The sequence below is a fragment of the Paenibacillus sp. CCS19 genome (assembly GCF_033239625.1).
GTDB lineage: Bacteria > Bacillota > Bacilli > Paenibacillales > Paenibacillaceae > Paenibacillus_T.
On sequence record NZ_BTCK01000002.1, the window covers coordinates 52,472 to 70,750 of the forward strand.

The window sequence follows — 18,279 nt, forward strand, 5'->3', positions numbered from 1 at the left end:
TTGAATGAGAACGGCGCATTCGATCTTCTCCTTGATGGTGCAAATATCGATACGGCGGGGTTTGAGGTGCAATTTATCGGTATGAGGTGAACAAATGACAAAAGAAATAGAAAATTCAACAAAATCTTTATCTCCATTCCTCACAACGGATGGAGGAAAAACGAAGTCCAATGCAATTGAGATCCCTTCCATTTCTTTACCAAAAGGCGGAGGCGCCATTAAAGGAATCGATGAAAAGTTTTCCGTAAATGCCGTGAATGGAACGGCTTCTTACTCCATCCCCCTTCCATTTTCTCCAGCCAGGGGCGGCGCTTCACCTGGATTGAATCTATCTTATAATTCAGGCGCCGGAAACGGTATTTTCGGCTTAGGGTGGACTTTGAGCCTGCCGTCCATAAAACGTAAAACCGATAAAGAGCTCCCCCGATATCTTGATAATTTGGATTCGGATGCGGACTCGGATACTTTCCTTTTCTCAGAGGCAGAAGACCTTGTTCCGGTATTCGCGAAAAAAACGGATGGTACTTTTAGCACCGCTGCGGACGGGAACTACAAAATCAAAAAAAAGGACTCCCCGGACGGCTTGTTCACGATCACTTTTTATATACCTCGTATTGAAGGCCTATTTTCCAGGATCGAGAGATGGTCGGGGAAAACATCGCGGGAAATCAAATGGAGGGTCATTACGAAAGAAAACGTAACGACTCTTTTTGGTTGGAGCGACGCATCAAGAATTTCCGACCCTAAAGATGCAAATAAAATATTCGAATGGCTGCCTGAATTCGTCTTCGACGATAAAGGCAACTGCGCTCATTACATCTATAAGAAAGAAGACGATAAAGGGTTAGACGCTTCCTTGTTGCATAACAAAAATCGCATAAAAAGTGGCAAGCTTGCCTATGCCAATCTGTATCCGGAGAAAGTGCTGTACGGGAACAAAACGCCATACGGTACGTTAAATGAAGCTTATCCGGCTGAGACGGATTACTTGTTCCAAACGGTATTCGATTACGGGGAGTATGACGAGGACGCTCCGTTTGCCAAGAGCAGAGATTGGGATTTTAGGGCTGATGCCTTCTCGGAGTATAAGGCGAGTTTCGAGATCAGAACTACAAGACTGTGCAAACGCATGCTGCTGTTTCATTATTTCGCCGAACTTCCCGGCGGCTCGGCATTAGTAAAATCCTTGAACTTCGGATACGACACCACAAGCGAATCAAGTTTTACTTTCTTAAACGCGATCACCGCCTTCGGATATATCAAGAAACCTGACGGGACGTATACGTCTAAACATCTGCCGCCAACCGAGTTCGACTATCAGAAGCATAATTGGGACAAAACCGTACATTCCGTTTCGTCGGACTCTCTCATCCATGCGCCTGTCGGATTGGACCAGCCTCTTTATCAATTCGCGGATTTATTTAACGAAGGCCTTTCGGGCATTCTGACCGAACAAGGCGGAAGCTGGTTTTACAAAAGCAACTTAGGGGATGGCAAGTTTGAACACGCCAAACAGCTATCGCCAAAACCATCTTTTGCTGGCGTAGGTTCACGATTGCAACTGATGGATCTGGATGCGGACGGAAGCAAGCAGTTGGTGAGTTTGAACACTGAACCGAGAGGGTATTTCGAGTTGAACGACCAAGGACATTGGGAAAATTTTCGAACCTTCGACCGTCTGCCTAATATCGATATGAAAGATTCGAATGTCCGAATGGTTGACCTTAACGGGAATGGCAAAGCCGACGTACTGATTACAGAGGATCACGTCTTCACCTGGTATGAGTCGGCGGGCAGAGAAGGAATGGAGAACGCCCACAAAATATTTTTGCCCTTCGACGAAGAAGAGGGGCCTTATTTCGTATTCGCCGACCTCCAGCAAACCATATTCCTGGCGGATATGTCCGGCGACGGACTGACGGATATCGTCAGGATCAGAAACGGGGAAGTTTGTTATTGGCCGAACCTCGGTTATGGCCGGTTCGGCGCCAAGGTGGGAATGGACAATGCCCCGATTTTCGACTATCCCGACGCATTCAATCCGTTTTATTTACGATTAGCCGATATTGACGGTTCAGGTACGACCGATCTAATTTATTTGGGTAAAAACAAATTCACTTGTTGGATGAATTTAAGCGGAAACGAATTCAAAGTCGCTCCGTTCGAAATAGATCCCTTCCCTGAAATTCATCAGCAAGCAAAAGTCGCGATTACCGATTTGCTTGGCAACGGCGGCTCTTGTATCGTCTGGTCAAGTCCTTTATCCAAGGATGAACAGGCTCCGTTAAAATATATCGACTTAACGAACGGCAAAAAACCTCACGTCATGGTTGCTTACAAAAATAACCTTGGCAAAGAAGTTACTTTGGAATATACCCCCTCCACCTTGTTTTACGTAAAGGATAAGCTTGCAGGCAAGCCCTGGGTTACCAAACTGCATTTTCCGGTTCATTGCGTTTCAAAAACCGAAACGAGAGACCGGATTTCTGGTTACCGCAACGTCAGCTCCTACCGATACCGACATGGCTATTACGACCATGCCGAAAGGGAATTCAGGGGATTCGGTATGGTCGAACGGACGGATGCCGAAGTTTTCGAACATTGGGTAAAAGGGAATGCAAGTAATATCGTGGATCAATCTTTGAGTCAGGATCCAGTCATCACGAAAAGTTGGTTTCATACCGGAGCCTTTATTAGCGAGGACAACATTCTGAGCCCGTTTTCCACGGATTATTGGCAGGAAGAAATGAAGCGGGAGGGCTTTACGTTCGTCGATCATGAATCGGCTTTGCCTGATGCGCGTATCATTGCCTCTCCGGGTTTAGATCAATCCTATGTCGACCGTCTCAGTACCCAGGAATGGAGAGAGGCTTTACGCGCCTGCAAAGGCATGGGACTACGTACCGAAACGTTTGCTCACGATGCTCCTTTATCGGGAGCGACGCCTGACCAAATCAAAAAACAACTTACGCCTTACTCCGTCGCAACCCATAATTGCGTCGTCGAGCTGCTGCAACCGCAAGGGCAAAACAAGCACGCCGTATTCGTCGTCAAAGAGAGCGAGGCCATCACCTACAGCTATGAGCGGGATACGAAAGATCCGCGAATTACCCATACTCTCAATATCAAGCTGGATGAATACGGAGACGTACTGGAATCGGCTTCAGTCGTGTATCCGAGAATAAAAAAGGATCTTTCCCTGCCCATGGAAACGCAGGAAACGCAGAACAAAACCTTGATTACCTATACGCAAAATAGCTTCACTAACGATATTGATTCGGATTTTTCCTATCGTTTGAAACTTCCGGCGGAAACGATGACCTACGAGTTGAAAGGCGTTTCGAAGAGCGACCGATTTTTTTCCGTGAAAGATTTCGAGAATATCCTAACGGATGCCGTCCAAGCGGAATATCATCAGGCAGATATAAATCCCGCAACTGGAACTTCACAAAAAAGGCTGATCGAACATATCCGCACGGTTTACCTCAGTGACAATTTTAAAGATGCCTTGCCCTTGTATCAATTGGCACCTTTGGCGCTTCCATACGAAAGCTATCGATTAGCTTACACGCCGACCCTTGTCGACCATATCTTCGGTACGAAGGCGAATGATGCTCTTATGCTGGAAGGGAATTTTACTTACTTCGAGGGCGATCAAAATTGGTGGATCCGCTCGGGAACGACCCAATACGTCGATGCGGGAGAAGCCGTCGCCGATGCTCGCGGCCGATTTTATCTTCCCCTTTCCTATACCGATCCGTACGGAGCTCAAACGAAAGTGAAATTCGATGGTAGCTATCGACTCTTCATCGAAGAAACCGAAGATGCGCTGGGCAATAAAACGATAGTCGACCGATTCAATTTCAGGACGCTTTCGCCGCAACGAATGAAGGATCCGAATCGCAATATTTCCGAAGCCATTAAAGATGAACTAGGCTTGGTGAAGGCCGTGGCAATATTCGGTAAAGGCGATGAAGCTGATGATCTGATCGGCTTGAACGAGTTCTCTTCGTCGGCCGATGTCGCACTGGTCAATGATTTCTATAACGCTGGGGGATCCGATCTCTTGGTTGCGCTTGGGAAAAATTTATTGCAGCATGCCACGGCAAGATTCGTCTACGACTTCGATGGATACCGGAATTCGGGTAAACCCGCGGCTGTCGCTTCCATCGTAAGAGAAGAGCATTTTAAGAAAAACAATGACTCGCCTATTCAAATTAGTTTTGAATACGCCGGCGGTCTTGGTCAAGTGGTCATGAAAAAGAAGCAAGCTGAACCGGGGCTGGCCAAACAGGTGACAGTCGATCCCGAAAACGGATCTTATCGCATCGCCGATATCGATACCTCGTCACTTATCCCTAAGCAACTGCGATGGATCTGCAACGGCAGAACCGTGCTGAACAACAAAGGCAATGCCGTGAAACAATATGAGCCGTACTTTTCCGTTTCGCATGCCTTCGAGGATATGAAGGAATTGGTGGAAACCGGAGTCACGCCTTTGATGTTCTACGACGCGCCGGGACGGCTTATCAAAACCGAAATGCCCGACGGCACATTGTCGCACACGGTGTTCGATTCATGGAAACAAGCCGTATACGATCAAAACGATACGTGTATGGAATCTTCCTGGTATCACAAGAGGATCCACCGGCTGATCGATGCCGAACTCCTTGCGGCCGGCAAAGATCCAGCAAAGGAAAAAACGGCCGCCGAGAAAGCAGGCAAACATGCAGGCACTCCTAATGTCCGACACTTCGATACATTGGGCAGACCTGTACTTTCAGTCGAACATAATAAAGATTTGATTACCGAAGAGGATGAATATTACTTAACCAGAGTCGAACTCGATATCGAAGGCAATCTGCGCAAAGTTACCGATGCCCGAGGGAATGTCGTGATGCAATATGAGTACGACATGTTAGGCAACAAAATCTATCAGAGCAGCATGGATGCCGGTAAGCGGTGGCTGTTGGCGAATATTTTGGGCAAGCCGCTGCGTACTTGGGATGAGCGCGAACATGAATTCCAATATTTTTACGATACCTTGCATCGGCCTACCCACAGCAAGGTCATCGGCGGCGACGGAGATACTCCTCTTAACCAGATATTCGATCGGTTATTTTACGGAGAGAATGAAGCCGATCCCGAAACGAAAAACCTCAGGGGGCAGGTCGTCAGGCATTACGATACCGGCGGGCTTGTTGAAACGCCTGAATATGACTTCAAAGGACAGCCTAAATCAACCGCGCGCAAATTATTCAAAAACTATAAAGGCATCGTCAACTGGGTAGACGCCAACTTAACTGCGGATCTTGAGGTCGAAAGTTTTACTTTTATTACGGAAACGGACGCCCTCGGAAGAATCGCGAAACAAACCGCGCCCGACGGCAGCATCATTACGCCCTCTTATAATGAGGCGGGTTTACTGAGCGGCGAGAGCGTTTCTCATGCCGGAGACGCCATTACGACGATCTATATCAAAGCCATTGATTACAATGAAAAAGGCCAGCGCATTAAAACCGTTTATGGCAACGACGTGATCGCCAGGTGTTATTACGACAAGGAAACGTTCCGGCTAACGCGTCTAGAAACCAAACGCTCGAACACTGATCCACTTCATAATTGGCATTACACTTATGATCCGGCGGGCAATATCACTCATATAGAAGACACCAACATCCCCGTCGTATTTTACGATAACCAAAAAATAACCGGAGCTGCTACTTATACTTACGATGCTCTTTATCGTCTGGCGGCGGCCGCCGGCAGAGAGAATGATGCGCCGCTCTCTTATGACAGTAAAGACAATTGGAACGATAATGCTTTCATGCGACAAATGAACCCCGGCGATCCGATGGCTATGCGGAATTATTCTCAAAGTTATTTCTATGATGCGGTCGGCAATATTGTACAAATGCGTCATCAAGCCGCAGGCAACAACTGGACAAGAGAGTATAACTATCAAGCAGCGAATAACCGTCTGATCAGCACACAAGTTGGAGCAAATACTTACGGCTATGCGCATCATCCGAGCCATGGCTTCATTACGGACATGCCTCATTTGGAAGTGATGGGATGGAATTACAAAGAAGAACTCGTCAAAACCGTCCGCCAGAGGCGAACGGACGGCGGCACGCAGGAAACGACTTATTACCAATATGACGGTCATGGGCAACGGATTAGAAAAATAACCGAGAATCAGGCCGATGAGGGCGTTCAGCCAAGCAAAAAAGACGAACGGATTTATGTCGCCGGGTTTGAACTCTACAAACTTCATAGCGGCACAGATGCCGGGTTGGAACGGACCAGCCTGAGCCTGATGGACCAGCAGCACCGTTTTGTCATAATCGAGACGGAAACGAAGCCGATCATGGTATCGGGCATACCGACGGGTCGAGCCGCCCCTGTCCAAACGGTGCGTTATCAGTTGCACAATCATATCGGTTCGGCGGCGTTGGAGCTGGATGAAGCGGGGGAAGTTATCAGCTACGAAGAATATCACCCCTACGGCACTACCGCCTTTCAAGCGAAAAATGCGGAAATTAAATGCGCTGCAAAACGCTACCGCTATACCGGCATGGAGCGGGACGAGGAAAGTGGCCTGGAATACCATAGCGCTAGGTATTATTTACCTTGGTTGGGCAGGTGGTTGAGCGCTGATCCGATTGGCATCGAAGACGGCATAAACGTGTATCGTTACGTCAGAAATAATCCGATAAATGCTAACGACAAGAACGGAAAACAATCCGATCCTTCTATCGCAAGCAGCGCTGAACCTGAGCCGGAATTAATGTCAGCATGGCCGTATAACAAACCGGTGACGGATAGAAGCGGAGTCGGTCATAACGTTCAGCGGGATCACCCTATTCAGATTTCCATTCGAGCGGAACAGCGGGGCAGAACGGGTGCGGAACAAAGGGCAATATCCGCTGCTCAGGGAGAGCTAACGATCCTGGTCGAAACCGGGAGAGGATACTTTCATACAGAAGTAGGAAGGTTTCAAGCCGAAATAAGGGAAAGGGTCCGTGCAGGCATCATTACAAGCGAGTCGCAATTAATCGAGGAAACGAGGGCAGCTTACGTATTGGCCGGCCGGATTACGAATACGCCAGTAGATCTTAATGAACTGGACAGGGTCATTATATCGAACCAAAGCGTATTGCACGTAACGACGGAGGAAACGAGAAGAGAACTATCGTCCCAACAGGGTCCGACGACGGTAAAGGATGAAACGGTTGAGCAAGGCCTTTCACCAACTTCGCGCATCGTCCTTCATAATCCACTTCCCGCTACTTTACCTGGGCCATCTCTAAATTCGCCGTCTCTGCCTACTCATACGGGGAATACAAGACCGCCTATCGAGCTGCCGATCCATACGGGTCATACGAGTCCTCCTGTCGAATTTCCGACAATGCTGCCCGGAAGACCGATTGAAGAACCTTCCGTAAGCGATATGATCGTTACAAGAGATACCGAACCGGTAAGAGAGACTACATCGACGACTACGACAACATCTTCCTCGAGTTCGAATCGGGAATTCTGGGCTGGCGTTGCCGTCGTAGCAGGGGTAGCCGCACTTGCGATAGCGGTAGATCTTTTATGTCCGCCACTTGCCGTCCGCCATGCATTCGGAAGTCCATGATGCGAGAAAAGGTGCAGTCCCTTAAAAAATGAGGAGGCTGTACCTTTTTTTGCGGGTACTTTCGCGAAGGGCTATTTCATTGTGCAATATATCAGAACCTCGTAAGTCCTCCGAAACTTCGATTGAGAGTTATAGTTGTTCTAATCTTCCTCTTTGGATTTGGACTCAAAGTAGTTCGAGGGTTAAAGAATTATAGATTTTTTCTACTTCTAATTTAATCAATGGAATACTAATGATAATAATAATGAATACGGCGCTTATTGGTAGTATTGAGGGAGAGGGGCGCCCGAATTCATGAGAGGAACCTTCATTATTGGTGATGACAACGATTCCTTCTAAATGTCTGAAGGAGTCGCCGCAGGAGAGATTTCGAAGAGGGCGATGTGACTATTACTCCAGTGACATATTATATTTAGCTGCAATCATCCTAATTTGCTCAGCGATATAATTATTAGGTTTCGCTCGATATAGTTTCTTTAGCGTCTCATCCCCTTCAGCGACGAGTCCACTTTGAATCTTGAATATGGTCAGAACGATCTTATCTGACCATCCCAACGTTTCATCAGATGTTTCCAGTAACTTCTCTAGAGTAATCTCTTGGATATACGGGATGATATAATGATCCAAATCATTCGAAACTTCTTTATGTATAGTCTCAATGTCAGTAGATGGATTAAGTGTGTACCAGAGATCCGTTGTATGTTTGAGTTGTCCGATTCTCTTTCTATCAATGCAGTTGTATTCTTTGGGGAATTTAGGTAACTCAGTGTTGGAATTAAGGTTGATGTATACTTCATAGGCATTAGGTAAAAATGTTCCAACATTAAAAGTGAACCGAGCTTCTTCTCGATCGTTATATTTATTGCCTTGCAAATTAAAGCAAACACCGACATTATCGTCTACTTTCTTATAGTAATTGTACGAAGACTTTTTAAAGCCTAGATTTTTCATTCTTGGTGTTATGATCTCGTTCACGATCTTCTTCTGTTCCTCGATATACATGGTTATTCTCCTTCGCTTTTTATAACATTGTCCAACTATTCGCGGGAAATTTTCATAATCCTTCCATCTGAAAAAGGGAATTGCCAGCGATTATGGTGGGAAGAAATCCTCGCCATGCTGGATCAAGCTAAGGTATCCGTATTTACGTCCCTTTGAGGTATTCGTCCTGTCCTCCGGCATCTATATGAATGCTTAATGTGTCGTCTATCGACCAACTTTACAGAATCCCTAAATCAAATTCATATAAATCGCAATTAGAATTCATATAACGACCAATGTCCCTTTATATACTGAGATGGTCTGACACCATTAGGAGTAGGGGGATCGTCACATTCTTAAAAAACATGATCTGCATGAATGCCATGCGCTGTATAACTTAATGGTGGATCCAGCTGTATTCCCTTACGTCCGTCACAAATGCCACTCCTACGAAGAGTATCTGTTCACCACCAAACAGTTGATGAATCTGGAATTGCAGAAGACGTCGATTTCAAGAACGATTATGGATGAGCTCGGGCATCCGATCGGAACGATTCAGCTGTATGATATTGCGAATCGAACGGGATTTTTGGCCACATGGATGGGCGTTCCATATTTTGGCCAGGGGTACAATAGGCGCGCGAAAGAAGCATTCTTCACGGAACTGTTTCTGGAACATGGGATCGAGACGGTATTCTTGAAGGTGCGCAAGCAAAATATCCGTTCGAAGAAGGCGGTAGCGAAGCTGCCGTATGTTCAATTAGCGAATGATCTTAATCCGCAGTTGTTTAAAGCGATCAATCGATCGCAAAACATCTATGATCTGTATCAAGTGGATCGGGCAAGCTTCTGGGAAAGCCGCAGCCGAGCTATTCAATGCGGGATAATAAGAGGATGGTCCGACGGTCAGCTTCAGCGGCAATATGCGGCTGGAGAAGAGCATTCGTCCGCAGCAGTGGGTGTGTCGTTTGCATAACTAGGAAAAGACCTGTTGATAGCGCGCTAACGGTTGCAAAAGGTCCTAGCTGTTCGAAAGCGCATCATTCCACGCTGTAAAGGTTGTAACGGAGCTTATATGCACGAATTAGTCTAGAAATCAGTCCGATCAGCACGAATAACCTCGCTGGCAACCGTTAAGTGCCCAGTACCGCCGATTTTAGCAAAATAATCACTGTGGCAACCGCTAGGCGTTCAAACAAGAATGAACATACAAAAAAGTGCCTAACAACACTGAGGCATCAATGCTGCTAGGCGCTTGTACTCAACGGCCTTAGCCTTTGTTGATCAAACAAGTTTGACGCTCCAGCATCGGTCTCAGCGCTTTCTGCTCAAGATGTCGTTCATCCGCTTAATGCGTCTGTAAGCCGTTTTGTCCGGCAGGCGGGCAAACCCTTGGAATCCAGGATACGTAAAATTCACTTCGATAACCCAGACGCGGCCGCGGTTATCGATGGCGTAATCGATGCCGATTTTCTGATAGTATTTGATTTTGCCTGCGTGCCGACAGATTTGATGGCTTAAGCGGACGAGTTGTCTTTTGACGCGCTCCGCGCTTGCCTTCGAGTAGCCGAGCGAATGTTTCATCGCAGCTTCGAACGTCGTGACGTAACCGCGCGAGCTCGAAATGTTGGTGACGATGCTTTGAGGACCCGCGACCTTGGCATAAAGTCCGAAAAACTCCCATTGATTCTGCAAATTGCGCATCATCATTACGCGCACGTCGAACGGTCTGTCGCGTACTCGCGCGAGTGGGATCGCTTTCTGGATGATGTAGCGCTGCGGCAGGCTTGTTCTTTTGATTTTGCTGTACAGCGTCGGCAACGAACCGGCTTTTACGGCTTTTCCTCGCAAGACGACGAACGTGTAGCCAGACCTCGTCTGCCAAGCTTTGACGATCCCTTTCCCCTTGTGTTCGCGATCGGGCTTGATATAGACGGCCTTATACTCGCGCATGAACTTATTAAGCGTCTTTTCCTGGAATATCGCGGTGGGAGGGAGATAGTGGCGGATAGCGGACGACTTTGCGTAAAACCCGTGAAGATACCATTTGCCCAAATGTCCATTCCTCCCCGGTCCCTTCATAAAACCCCGAACTAAACTATTCAGATGAAAATGCATCCTCGACGGCGAATGCCGCCGCGCCATGCGTACAAATTCACGTTAAAACTTCGCAACGCGAAAGGAGCTCCTTTCCTAGTGGAATGGAGCTCCTTCGTTTGTTCATCTGACGCAAGTGAAGGATTCGATGGACTGCAAACTCAGACCCGTATACATCCAGAACCTTCCGTTCCACTGAAACCCTGAAACCGAAGTGCGGCCTACGAAAACCGGGTAAAACCAGAATTGATTTCTATTTCTAAGCCAAACGTACGTATTCCGAAACAAACATCCAGCAATCGCTCCCGGGTCAACGGCAAAGGACGTGACCGCAGGTTGTTGAGGGATGAATGCCGGCGGAGGTGAGGTAGGTGCCACGACACCTGGCGGCGGCCCTGGTGGTCCCTGCTGTCCTGGAGGTGCTGGCGGTCCTGGCTGTCCTGGAAATCCCGATGGTCCCGGGAATCCTGGGAGTCCGGGTGGGCGTGGGGGTGGAGGCGGGAAAAAAGACATGTTCGGGTCACTCCTTCATGGATGGGCTAAACCATTGTATGTAGGAGCGGAGATAAGGGGATGGGCGATTCGATAAGTTCTTGCAGACAAAAAAACTCCCTTGCTCACTCGCAAGGGAGGGGATTAATCGAGATAACTTACAGGTTCAGCCCCAGGTCAAGCACGATGTTCAGCATGCGCATAATGATCGTCACCGATTCATTGCGGGTAGCCGTATCGTTCGGTGCGAACTTGCCGTCGCTGACGCCATTGACGATGCCTGCTTGGTTAAGCTGCGCGATATTGTCCGCAGCCCAATGACCGCTGATGTCGGAGAACTTCGGCGCTCCGTTAGCCTCACTCATGTTCAGCACACGAGCTAAGATGGCAGCCATCTCGGCGCGAGTGATCGCTTGATCAGGATGGAATGAGCCATTGCCTGTACCGTTCACGATGCCTGCACGATGCAAGGCTCTGATAGCGGCATCTGCCCAGTGTCCATCCGTGTCGGAGAAGGAACCGTCCGCTGCTGTCGTATCAATGCCTAACGCACGGACGATCATTGCAGCGAATTCAGCTCGCGATACGTTAGCCGAACCTTCGAACTCACCGTTATTGCCTTCGACTACGCCAAGCTGCGAAGCCAATTCGATTGCCTTAGCGGCCCAATGCGTCGTCGGCACGTCGGAGAAGATGACCGGCGAGTTCGCTTCCAATGCTTGCTGCGCATTAGCCTTAAGCTGCTCTGCGTTTGCGATCGCACTGTTCAGGACAGGCTTCTCTGGCGTTGGCGTCTGCTCACCGGCACCGGTATCCGTCTCTGGATCCGTTGCAGGGTCAGTATCCTTCGGCTTTTCCGGAATAATGACGATCGGATTATTATTGTTTGTCGATGCACCTAAACCGATAACCGTCCAGAATGCCGTCTTAGGTCTAAAGCTGTTGTCGAACAGCGATGGCATGCCCGAACCGCGCCAGCTTTGAATATCCGCTTTGCCCCAGAAGGTAACGCGGTCGATGCTATCAGCATATTGTTTGTAGATTGTAAACAGGGTGCCGTATTGTTGCGCTTGTTCAGCCAATTTCGCTTCGTCAAGGTGGTAGTTGTTGTTAGCCGAATAAGGAATGTCGAGCTCAGAAACGCTGATTCTAGCGCCAGTCTCAACGAATCGCTTGATCGCTCTTTCCACTTCTTGAACGTTCACGTCCGGCTTGCTGTTAATCCAGAAGTGAGACTGCATGCCAATGCCTTCGATCAACTTACGACCGTCATAACGAGCATCTTGCTCCCATTGCGCGTTCAGGTCTTCAACCATTTGCGCAATTTCCTCGTACTTATACGTCTCGTTGTAGTCGTTGTAATACAACTTAGCGGTGCTGTCGATTTGGACTTGCGCTAAGTGTGCGAATGCGAATGCGTCATAGATATAATCCGCGCCGCTTTCGCCTTTGCTCGCGTCCGCGCCATTGGCATAAGCTGTATACCAAGGGGAACCTGTACGTAAGCCTGTTCGCCAATCGCTGCCATCGAATTTAGCTGTGTTGTCGTCGAAAGCTTCGTTCACAACGTCCCACGAAATAAGGTTAGAGCTGTCGAAATGCGCGATTACGTTGTTGATGAAAGTTTCCATGTTCGCCTTGGCAGCTACACGTGTGCCAGAAGCGCCCGTATTAATGAAGGCTGGAGTCTGTGAATGCCACACAAGGGTATGTCCGTGAATGGACTGATTATGATCCTCGGCCCACTGAACGATTTGATCAGAACCAGCAAAGTTATACTTGCTTGGATCCGACAAATCGCTAGCCGACGAGATGTTCCTCAATAGATTCTCAGGCTTCATCGCGTTCTCAGCCGTTACGACGTTATACTGCTTCTCGTACATCGCAGTCAGCGTTGCGTCAGTCGTTTGCGCCGGCTCCATGATGTTGCCGATTGTGAAGTACTGGCTGTAAGCGTCTTTCAGCGAAGGCAGCGTAAGATCCCACTTCGCCTCCGGCCATACATAATCGTCCGGCACGAATGTAGTAGCTTCGGCCACCCAATTCACCAGCGTTTGTCCGTTATCATCCGTGATTTTAATGCTGTTCAGCAGAAAGTCTTGACTGCCTGATGTGCCGCGAATAGCTATGTTGCCAATCAGCCCTTGAGCAAGCTCGCTGCCGCTCATTGTGAAGTCGACTGCATAGTCGATCGCTTGCGATTTGACAACACCTGCACCTGTGAATGATGCTGGAATTCCGTTAGCTACTGCACCAACTTGATAGGTGCGGCTAGCATCTGCTGTGACTACTGCAGTATCTCCTGCCGTATAACCGCCATTCTCATTGCCAGTAACCCAACGTACACGATATCCCGCTGCACCTGTGGATGTAGCATTGAATGTAAGGTGATATTTCGCGTCTTTCTCAGGTGTGAAAGCCGCTTCGTCGCCAGTAGAGAAAGGCCATACCGCACTATCCGTACCCAAAATAATGTTAGCGCCTGACCAGCTGTCGCCGTTGGATGTTAAGGAAACATTGACGCCAGGAACATTGGACAATGCTTTAGGCGGCATCGCCGTTCCGCCTTTCACGGAAACAACAAGCGTATCGATTACAAATCGGGACAAGCCAGGGTCGGCTTGTATTCTAAGCCCTGTTGTTTCGCCGGTGTCTGCGGCAGCAGTTCCGTTATAGCTTAATGTGAATGTGCCGGCTGCATCAACTTGCGCTAGCGTAGGATAGGAGCCGCCAGCTGTGCTAAGTACAATTTGTGCGCCGCTAGGAATAGTAACGCCATTAGGAATATGCCCGGTCATATTGACCGTGTAAGCAGCGTCGGCTTTTAAGCCCATTGCGGAAGCTTTAACATCAACGCCTTCATAATTAAGCGTTCTATTGGAAAGGTCCAGCGATACCGTGCCGTTCGTATTCGACACAGCGTTGATGGTTAGGTTGCCTGCACGTTGCAGATAAGTACTGCCGCCACCGGAGACTAAGTCAGCAAGCCCGATATCCTGTTGCAGGTCGTAGGCTACAACAACCTTGTCCGAAACTGGAGGAGTAACGACTGGCGGTGTTCCTCCACCTGTCGATCCGCCGGACGTAATCTTGATGCCATCGATCGAAAATGCGCTCATGCCCGATGTGTCTTGAATGCGTACATTCAATCCGCCAGTCGTCATCGTGTTAAGCTCGGCTGCCTCCAATGCATATTCCAGCGTGAAGCTGTCTCCGGCTTTTACCTCGCTGGTCTTAACCATTTCGGTGTAAGGCGAGTTCGTGTAGCCAAGCTTCATCTGCGTGCCGCCAGCTACCGTTGCATCCGCCGGGATGCGCCCTGTTACAACAATATGGAATGATGTAGCGCCACTAGCTTTCAAAGGCGCAGTTTTAATATCAATGGCATTCCAGTTTGCTGTTCTGCCCGAAATATTAATCGCTTTTACTCCGCCGTTATCTACGACCGTGAACGTGTTATCGCCAGCCTTCTGCAGGGCGGCGGTTCCTTGGAATGCTCCTGCTGCAAGCTGACTGTCTTGCTGCAGATCGTAGATAACTTTGCCGACTGGAACAGCTGGAGCGTCCGCTGCATTTGCCTTGTGCGTTAACCCGAACTGGGGCAAAAACAAGGCAATCGCAAACACTACCATCAAAACCTGCTTGAACCTCTTGTTCATCGTGTTAGTTCCCCTCCCAAAATATGATGTAGCCTGTCGTGCGCGAATGTATTGTAACCGCTTGCATTCGCTGACTATCTATGTATATCAAAAAAAAGGAGGGTTAACCTTGCAGGATATGTACTATAGATATCATGCTTACTTCTATACTTTCTTACGTAGATACTGCATTCCGTAAACTATAAAATTATACCTAGAGGCATACCCGAGTAATAGGTTGTACCCGCAAGAGGAACTCAAGAGAATTGATGGGATGGGAAAAGCTATGAATTCAATGGATCGAATTAATAGTGCGATAGATTATGTTGAAGCCCATATCACAGAGGAAATTGATTTTCAGCAGGTCGCGAGAAGAGCTTGCTGCTCGGTATACCATTTTCAACGCATGTTCTCTTATATAACGGATATCTCGCTCTCGGAATATATTCGTCGCAGGAGGCTTACGCTGGCTGCGTTCGAGCTGCGGGAGAGTGGTGAGAAAGTCATCGACGTAGCCGTCAAGTATGGGTATCAGTCGCCGGAGGCATTCTCGCGAGCGTTTAAGAGCATGCACGGCATCATGCCCACAATGGCTCGGAACCCGGGCGCACCGCTCAAAGCCTATCCGAAGCTCGCCTTCCACATGTTCGTTGATGGCGATAGCGAGATTCGGTACCAGATCATGGAGAAGCCGGCCTTCGAAGTATGCGGAATTAAAGCGGATATCGTAGCGGACCCGGAGCGGATGCATGCCCAGATTACGAAGTTCTGGGAAGATAATATCGACAGCGGAGCCGTGGGCCAATTCCATCGCGATATCGGGCTGGACTACAATACGCCGCTTAATGCTGCGCTGTTCAATTATTCGCCGAGCATGTTCTCCTACATGATCTGCTATGATACGCCAAGGGGCAGCGCGCCTCCCGGATATTTTGCGCTGCCTGTTCCGTCGCTTACATGGGCAGTGTTCTTTACCGCTAAGCATCCTGGCCATCTGACCACCAGAGTGGTTCGTCGCATGCGCGAACGGATCTTCCTGGAGTGGTTTCCAACGTCCGGCTACACGCAAGCGGTGGGTCCGGAATTCGAGATGTTCAGCCAGGAGAATGACATCTTTGTTGTAGAGGTATGGATACCGATTACGAAATCCGATACTTTTCTTTGAACCAATAATCGCCTCTCCATGACGAAAAGCCGACCGTAACAGGTCGGCTTTTTGTTGATAGCAATCATAGAAGCTGCGTGTATTTACTCTTTCAGCGCGCCGATCAATACGCCTTGCACAAAATATTTCTGAAGAAACGGATAAAGGACTAAGATCGGCAAAGTCGATACAATGATGGTGGCGTACTTAATCGTAATCCCGATATCCATACGATCACCGGCCGCTGCTCCGGTCGTCATATTATCGGTACTATTGGAGATAAGGATTTCTCGAAGCACAAGCTGAAGCGGGAACAACTCTCGATCGCGCAGATAAACGAGTGCATTGAAGTACGAATTCCAATGTCCGACTGCATACCATAAAATCATGACGGCAATCACGGGCATGGAGAGCGGAATAATGATCCGGCTCAGGATGACCCAATCATTCGCGCCATCGATGCGTGCGGATTCCTCCAAGCTTACAGGGATGCCTTGGAATGCGGTCCGCATAATGATGAGGTTGAAGGAGCTGATCGCCCCTGGCAGCAGGAGCGCCCAAGGGGTATTCAACATGCCAAGATTATTGATCAGCAGGAAAGACGGGATAAGCCCTCCATTGAATACCATTGTAATAACGATGATGAGCATGATGTGATTTTTGAAATAGACGTTCGGACGGGAGAGGGCGTACGCGCCAAGCGTAGTCATAATCAAGTTGATGACGGTACCCGCTGCGACATAGAACAACGTATTCCGGTAGCCCGTCGTAATCATCGGATTGTCCAGCACCGCTTTATAAGCCTCCAAGCTGAAGCCTTGCGGGAAGAACAACATGCCGCGATACTTGGCCATCAGGGCGGGATCGCTGACCGACGCCAATAGAATGTAAATAAAAGGATAGAGCGTGACGAAGCATAACGTAAGCATAAACAATAGATTGAACCATGAAAATGCGGTTTCTCCTAGTGAACGTCTATAAGTCAATGAAGTCATTGCATGCGCTCCCCCTTACCATAACCTGTGTTCGCTTACTCGTTTGCTCATGGTATTGGCAAGTGTAAGCAGGATGAAGCTGATGACGGAATTGAACAAACCTACGGCAGCGGAATATCCGAAGTCGGCTCCGAGAATCCCTTTTCGATATACATAGGTTGAAATGACGTCAGCTGTTTCATAGGTTAGCGGATTGTACATGAGAATGATTTTCTCGCTTCCGACGGAAAGCATGGACCCAATGCTTAGGATGAGCAGGATCACGATCGTTGGCATAATGCCTGGAATCGTTACATGCAAGGTTTGCTTCCAACGGTTTGCGCCATCGATCCGAGCCGCATCGTACAGGGTTGGATCAATCGTAGACATCGCGGCAAGGTAGATGATAGAGCCCCAGCCAATGCCTTGCCAGATACCGGAGGAGATATATAAGGGGCGAAACCAATTCGGCTCCTGAAGGAACGCAATCGGCTGAATCCCGAACCAACCGAGCAGGTTGTTGACCAGTCCGTCACGCGCAACGAAATCCACGATCATCCCTACGACGACCACGATCGAAATAAAGTGGGGGAGATAACTGATCGTTTGTACAACTCGTTTGAACAGAATGGATCGGAGTTCATTCAGCAACAGCGCCAATATTATTGGGGCAGGGAACGCAAAGATTAATTCCAAGAGATTGATCATTAAGGTGTTGCGAATAAGCCGCCAGAAGAAATGGTTGCCGAAAAATTGTTGAAAGTGATCAAAACCGACCCAAGGGCTCTTCCAGACGCCGTCGGCGATTCCGTAATCTTTAAACGCGATCAGCAGACCATACATCGGTCCATAATGAAAGAGGGCGTAATACGCAATGACCGGTAGTAGCATGAGGTAAATGTACCGATTCCGTATCAAGTCTTTGCGGATGATGGTTCTTTTGTTCGCGACAGGCGTTCTGGCTGTTGCTTTCACTAAGCTCTGATTATACTCAGGCACGGAATTGTCCCTCCCGGATATCCGGAGAATGGCAGCTGTCAGGCTGCCATTCTCCAGAGCTAACGATGATGATTATCTATTGTTGTAGCGCTCCAGTGCTGATTGTTGAATTTGAATCGCTTCGTCGATGCCTAAGCCTTTCAACGTTTCTACGAAACGATCGAATTTGTCCAGCGGTTCTGCGCCCATAATAAATTTGAGAATCATTTCGTCTTTATACGTGTTCACATCGGTCATGATCGACGCATAACGGCTGCTGTCCTCTACGGCAATACTGACTGGAGGCATTTTCATCGCTTGCGTAGGGCCCGA

The 18,279-nt window shown here is 48.4% G+C and carries 10 protein-coding genes; 3 read left to right on the forward strand and 7 right to left on the reverse strand.

Annotated features, from left to right (window positions below):
• Nucleotides 1-94: 94 nt before the first annotated feature.
• Nucleotides 95-7,642 carry a SpvB/TcaC N-terminal domain-containing protein gene (locus SBI19_RS02445; protein ID WP_317964628.1) on the forward strand — a complete coding sequence of 2,516 codons (7,548 nt, stop codon included), beginning with the start codon at nt 95-97 and terminating at the stop codon, nt 7,640-7,642.
• A 390-nt stretch (nt 7,643-8,032) separates the two neighbouring features.
• On the opposite strand, the gene SBI19_RS02450 is transcribed toward SBI19_RS02445, so the two are convergent.
• Nucleotides 8,033-8,644 carry a DUF4304 domain-containing protein gene (locus tag SBI19_RS02450; protein WP_317964629.1) on the reverse strand — a complete coding sequence of 204 codons (612 nt, stop codon included), beginning with the start codon at nt 8,642-8,644 and terminating at the stop codon, nt 8,033-8,035.
• 331 nt (nt 8,645-8,975) lie between these two features.
• Between SBI19_RS02450 and SBI19_RS02455 the strand changes: the two genes are divergently transcribed.
• A complete protein-coding gene (locus SBI19_RS02455; protein WP_317964996.1) occupies nt 8,976-9,599 on the forward strand; it encodes a GNAT family N-acetyltransferase in 624 nt (207 codons plus the stop codon).
• A gap of 338 nt (nt 9,600-9,937) precedes the next feature.
• Here the strand turns inward: SBI19_RS02455 and SBI19_RS02460 are convergent, their stop codons facing one another.
• From SBI19_RS02460 to SBI19_RS02470, 3 genes are all read right to left on the reverse strand, one after another.
• Nucleotides 9,938-10,678, reverse strand: coding sequence for a YheC/YheD family protein (locus tag SBI19_RS02460; protein WP_317964630.1), 741 nt, complete (start codon nt 10,676-10,678; stop codon nt 9,938-9,940).
• Nucleotides 10,679-10,843: 165 nt separating this feature from the next.
• Nucleotides 10,844-11,233: a collagen-like protein gene (locus SBI19_RS02465; RefSeq protein ID WP_317964631.1), complete on the reverse strand. Its 390-nt coding sequence runs from the start codon at nt 11,231-11,233 to the stop codon at nt 10,844-10,846.
• A 137-nt stretch (nt 11,234-11,370) separates the two neighbouring features.
• On the reverse strand, nt 11,371-14,871 hold the full coding sequence (locus tag SBI19_RS02470; protein WP_317964632.1) for an endo-1,4-beta-xylanase: 3,501 nt from the start codon (nt 14,869-14,871) through the stop codon (nt 11,371-11,373).
• 265 nt (nt 14,872-15,136) lie between these two features.
• Here SBI19_RS02470 and SBI19_RS02475 point away from each other — a divergent pair, with 265 nt between their 5' ends.
• Nucleotides 15,137-16,015, forward strand: a complete 879-nt coding sequence (locus SBI19_RS02475) for an AraC family transcriptional regulator (RefSeq protein WP_317964633.1) — start codon at nt 15,137-15,139, stop codon at nt 16,013-16,015.
• Nucleotides 16,016-16,098: 83 nt separating this feature from the next.
• Here the strand turns inward: SBI19_RS02475 and SBI19_RS02480 are convergent, their stop codons facing one another.
• The 3 genes from SBI19_RS02480 to SBI19_RS02490 all read right to left on the reverse strand — a co-directional run bounded on the left by SBI19_RS02480 (nt 16,099) and on the right by SBI19_RS02490 (nt 18,261).
• Nucleotides 16,099-16,989, reverse strand: coding sequence for a carbohydrate ABC transporter permease (locus SBI19_RS02480; protein WP_483312225.1), 891 nt, complete (start codon nt 16,987-16,989; stop codon nt 16,099-16,101).
• Between the two features lie 15 nt (nt 16,990-17,004).
• A complete protein-coding gene (locus SBI19_RS02485; protein ID WP_483312233.1) occupies nt 17,005-17,943 on the reverse strand; it encodes an ABC transporter permease in 939 nt (312 codons plus the stop codon).
• A gap of 96 nt (nt 17,944-18,039) precedes the next feature.
• Nucleotides 18,040-18,261 carry a hypothetical protein gene (locus SBI19_RS02490; protein ID WP_317964635.1) on the reverse strand — a complete coding sequence of 74 codons (222 nt, stop codon included), beginning with the start codon at nt 18,259-18,261 and terminating at the stop codon, nt 18,040-18,042.
• Between the last annotated feature and the right edge of the window lie 18 nt (nt 18,262-18,279).

Coding starts and splice junctions, on each gene's coding strand:
- SBI19_RS02445 (WP_317964628.1), top strand. CDS start 95: ATGACAAAAGAAATAGAAAATTCAACAAAATCTTTATCTCCATTCCTC.
- SBI19_RS02450 (WP_317964629.1), bottom strand. CDS start 8,644: ATGTATATCGAGGAACAGAAGAAGATCGTGAACGAGATCATAACACCA.
- SBI19_RS02465 (WP_317964631.1), bottom strand. CDS start 11,233: ATGTCTTTTTTCCCGCCTCCACCCCCACGCCCACCCGGACTCCCAGGA.
- SBI19_RS02470 (WP_317964632.1), bottom strand. CDS start 14,871: ATGAACAAGAGGTTCAAGCAGGTTTTGATGGTAGTGTTTGCGATTGCC.
- SBI19_RS02475 (WP_317964633.1), top strand. CDS start 15,137: ATGAATTCAATGGATCGAATTAATAGTGCGATAGATTATGTTGAAGCC.
- SBI19_RS02480 (WP_483312225.1), bottom strand. CDS start 16,989: ATGACTTCATTGACTTATAGACGTTCACTAGGAGAAACCGCATTTTCA.
- SBI19_RS02490 (WP_317964635.1), bottom strand. CDS start 18,261: ATGAAAATGCCTCCAGTCAGTATTGCCGTAGAGGACAGCAGCCGTTAT.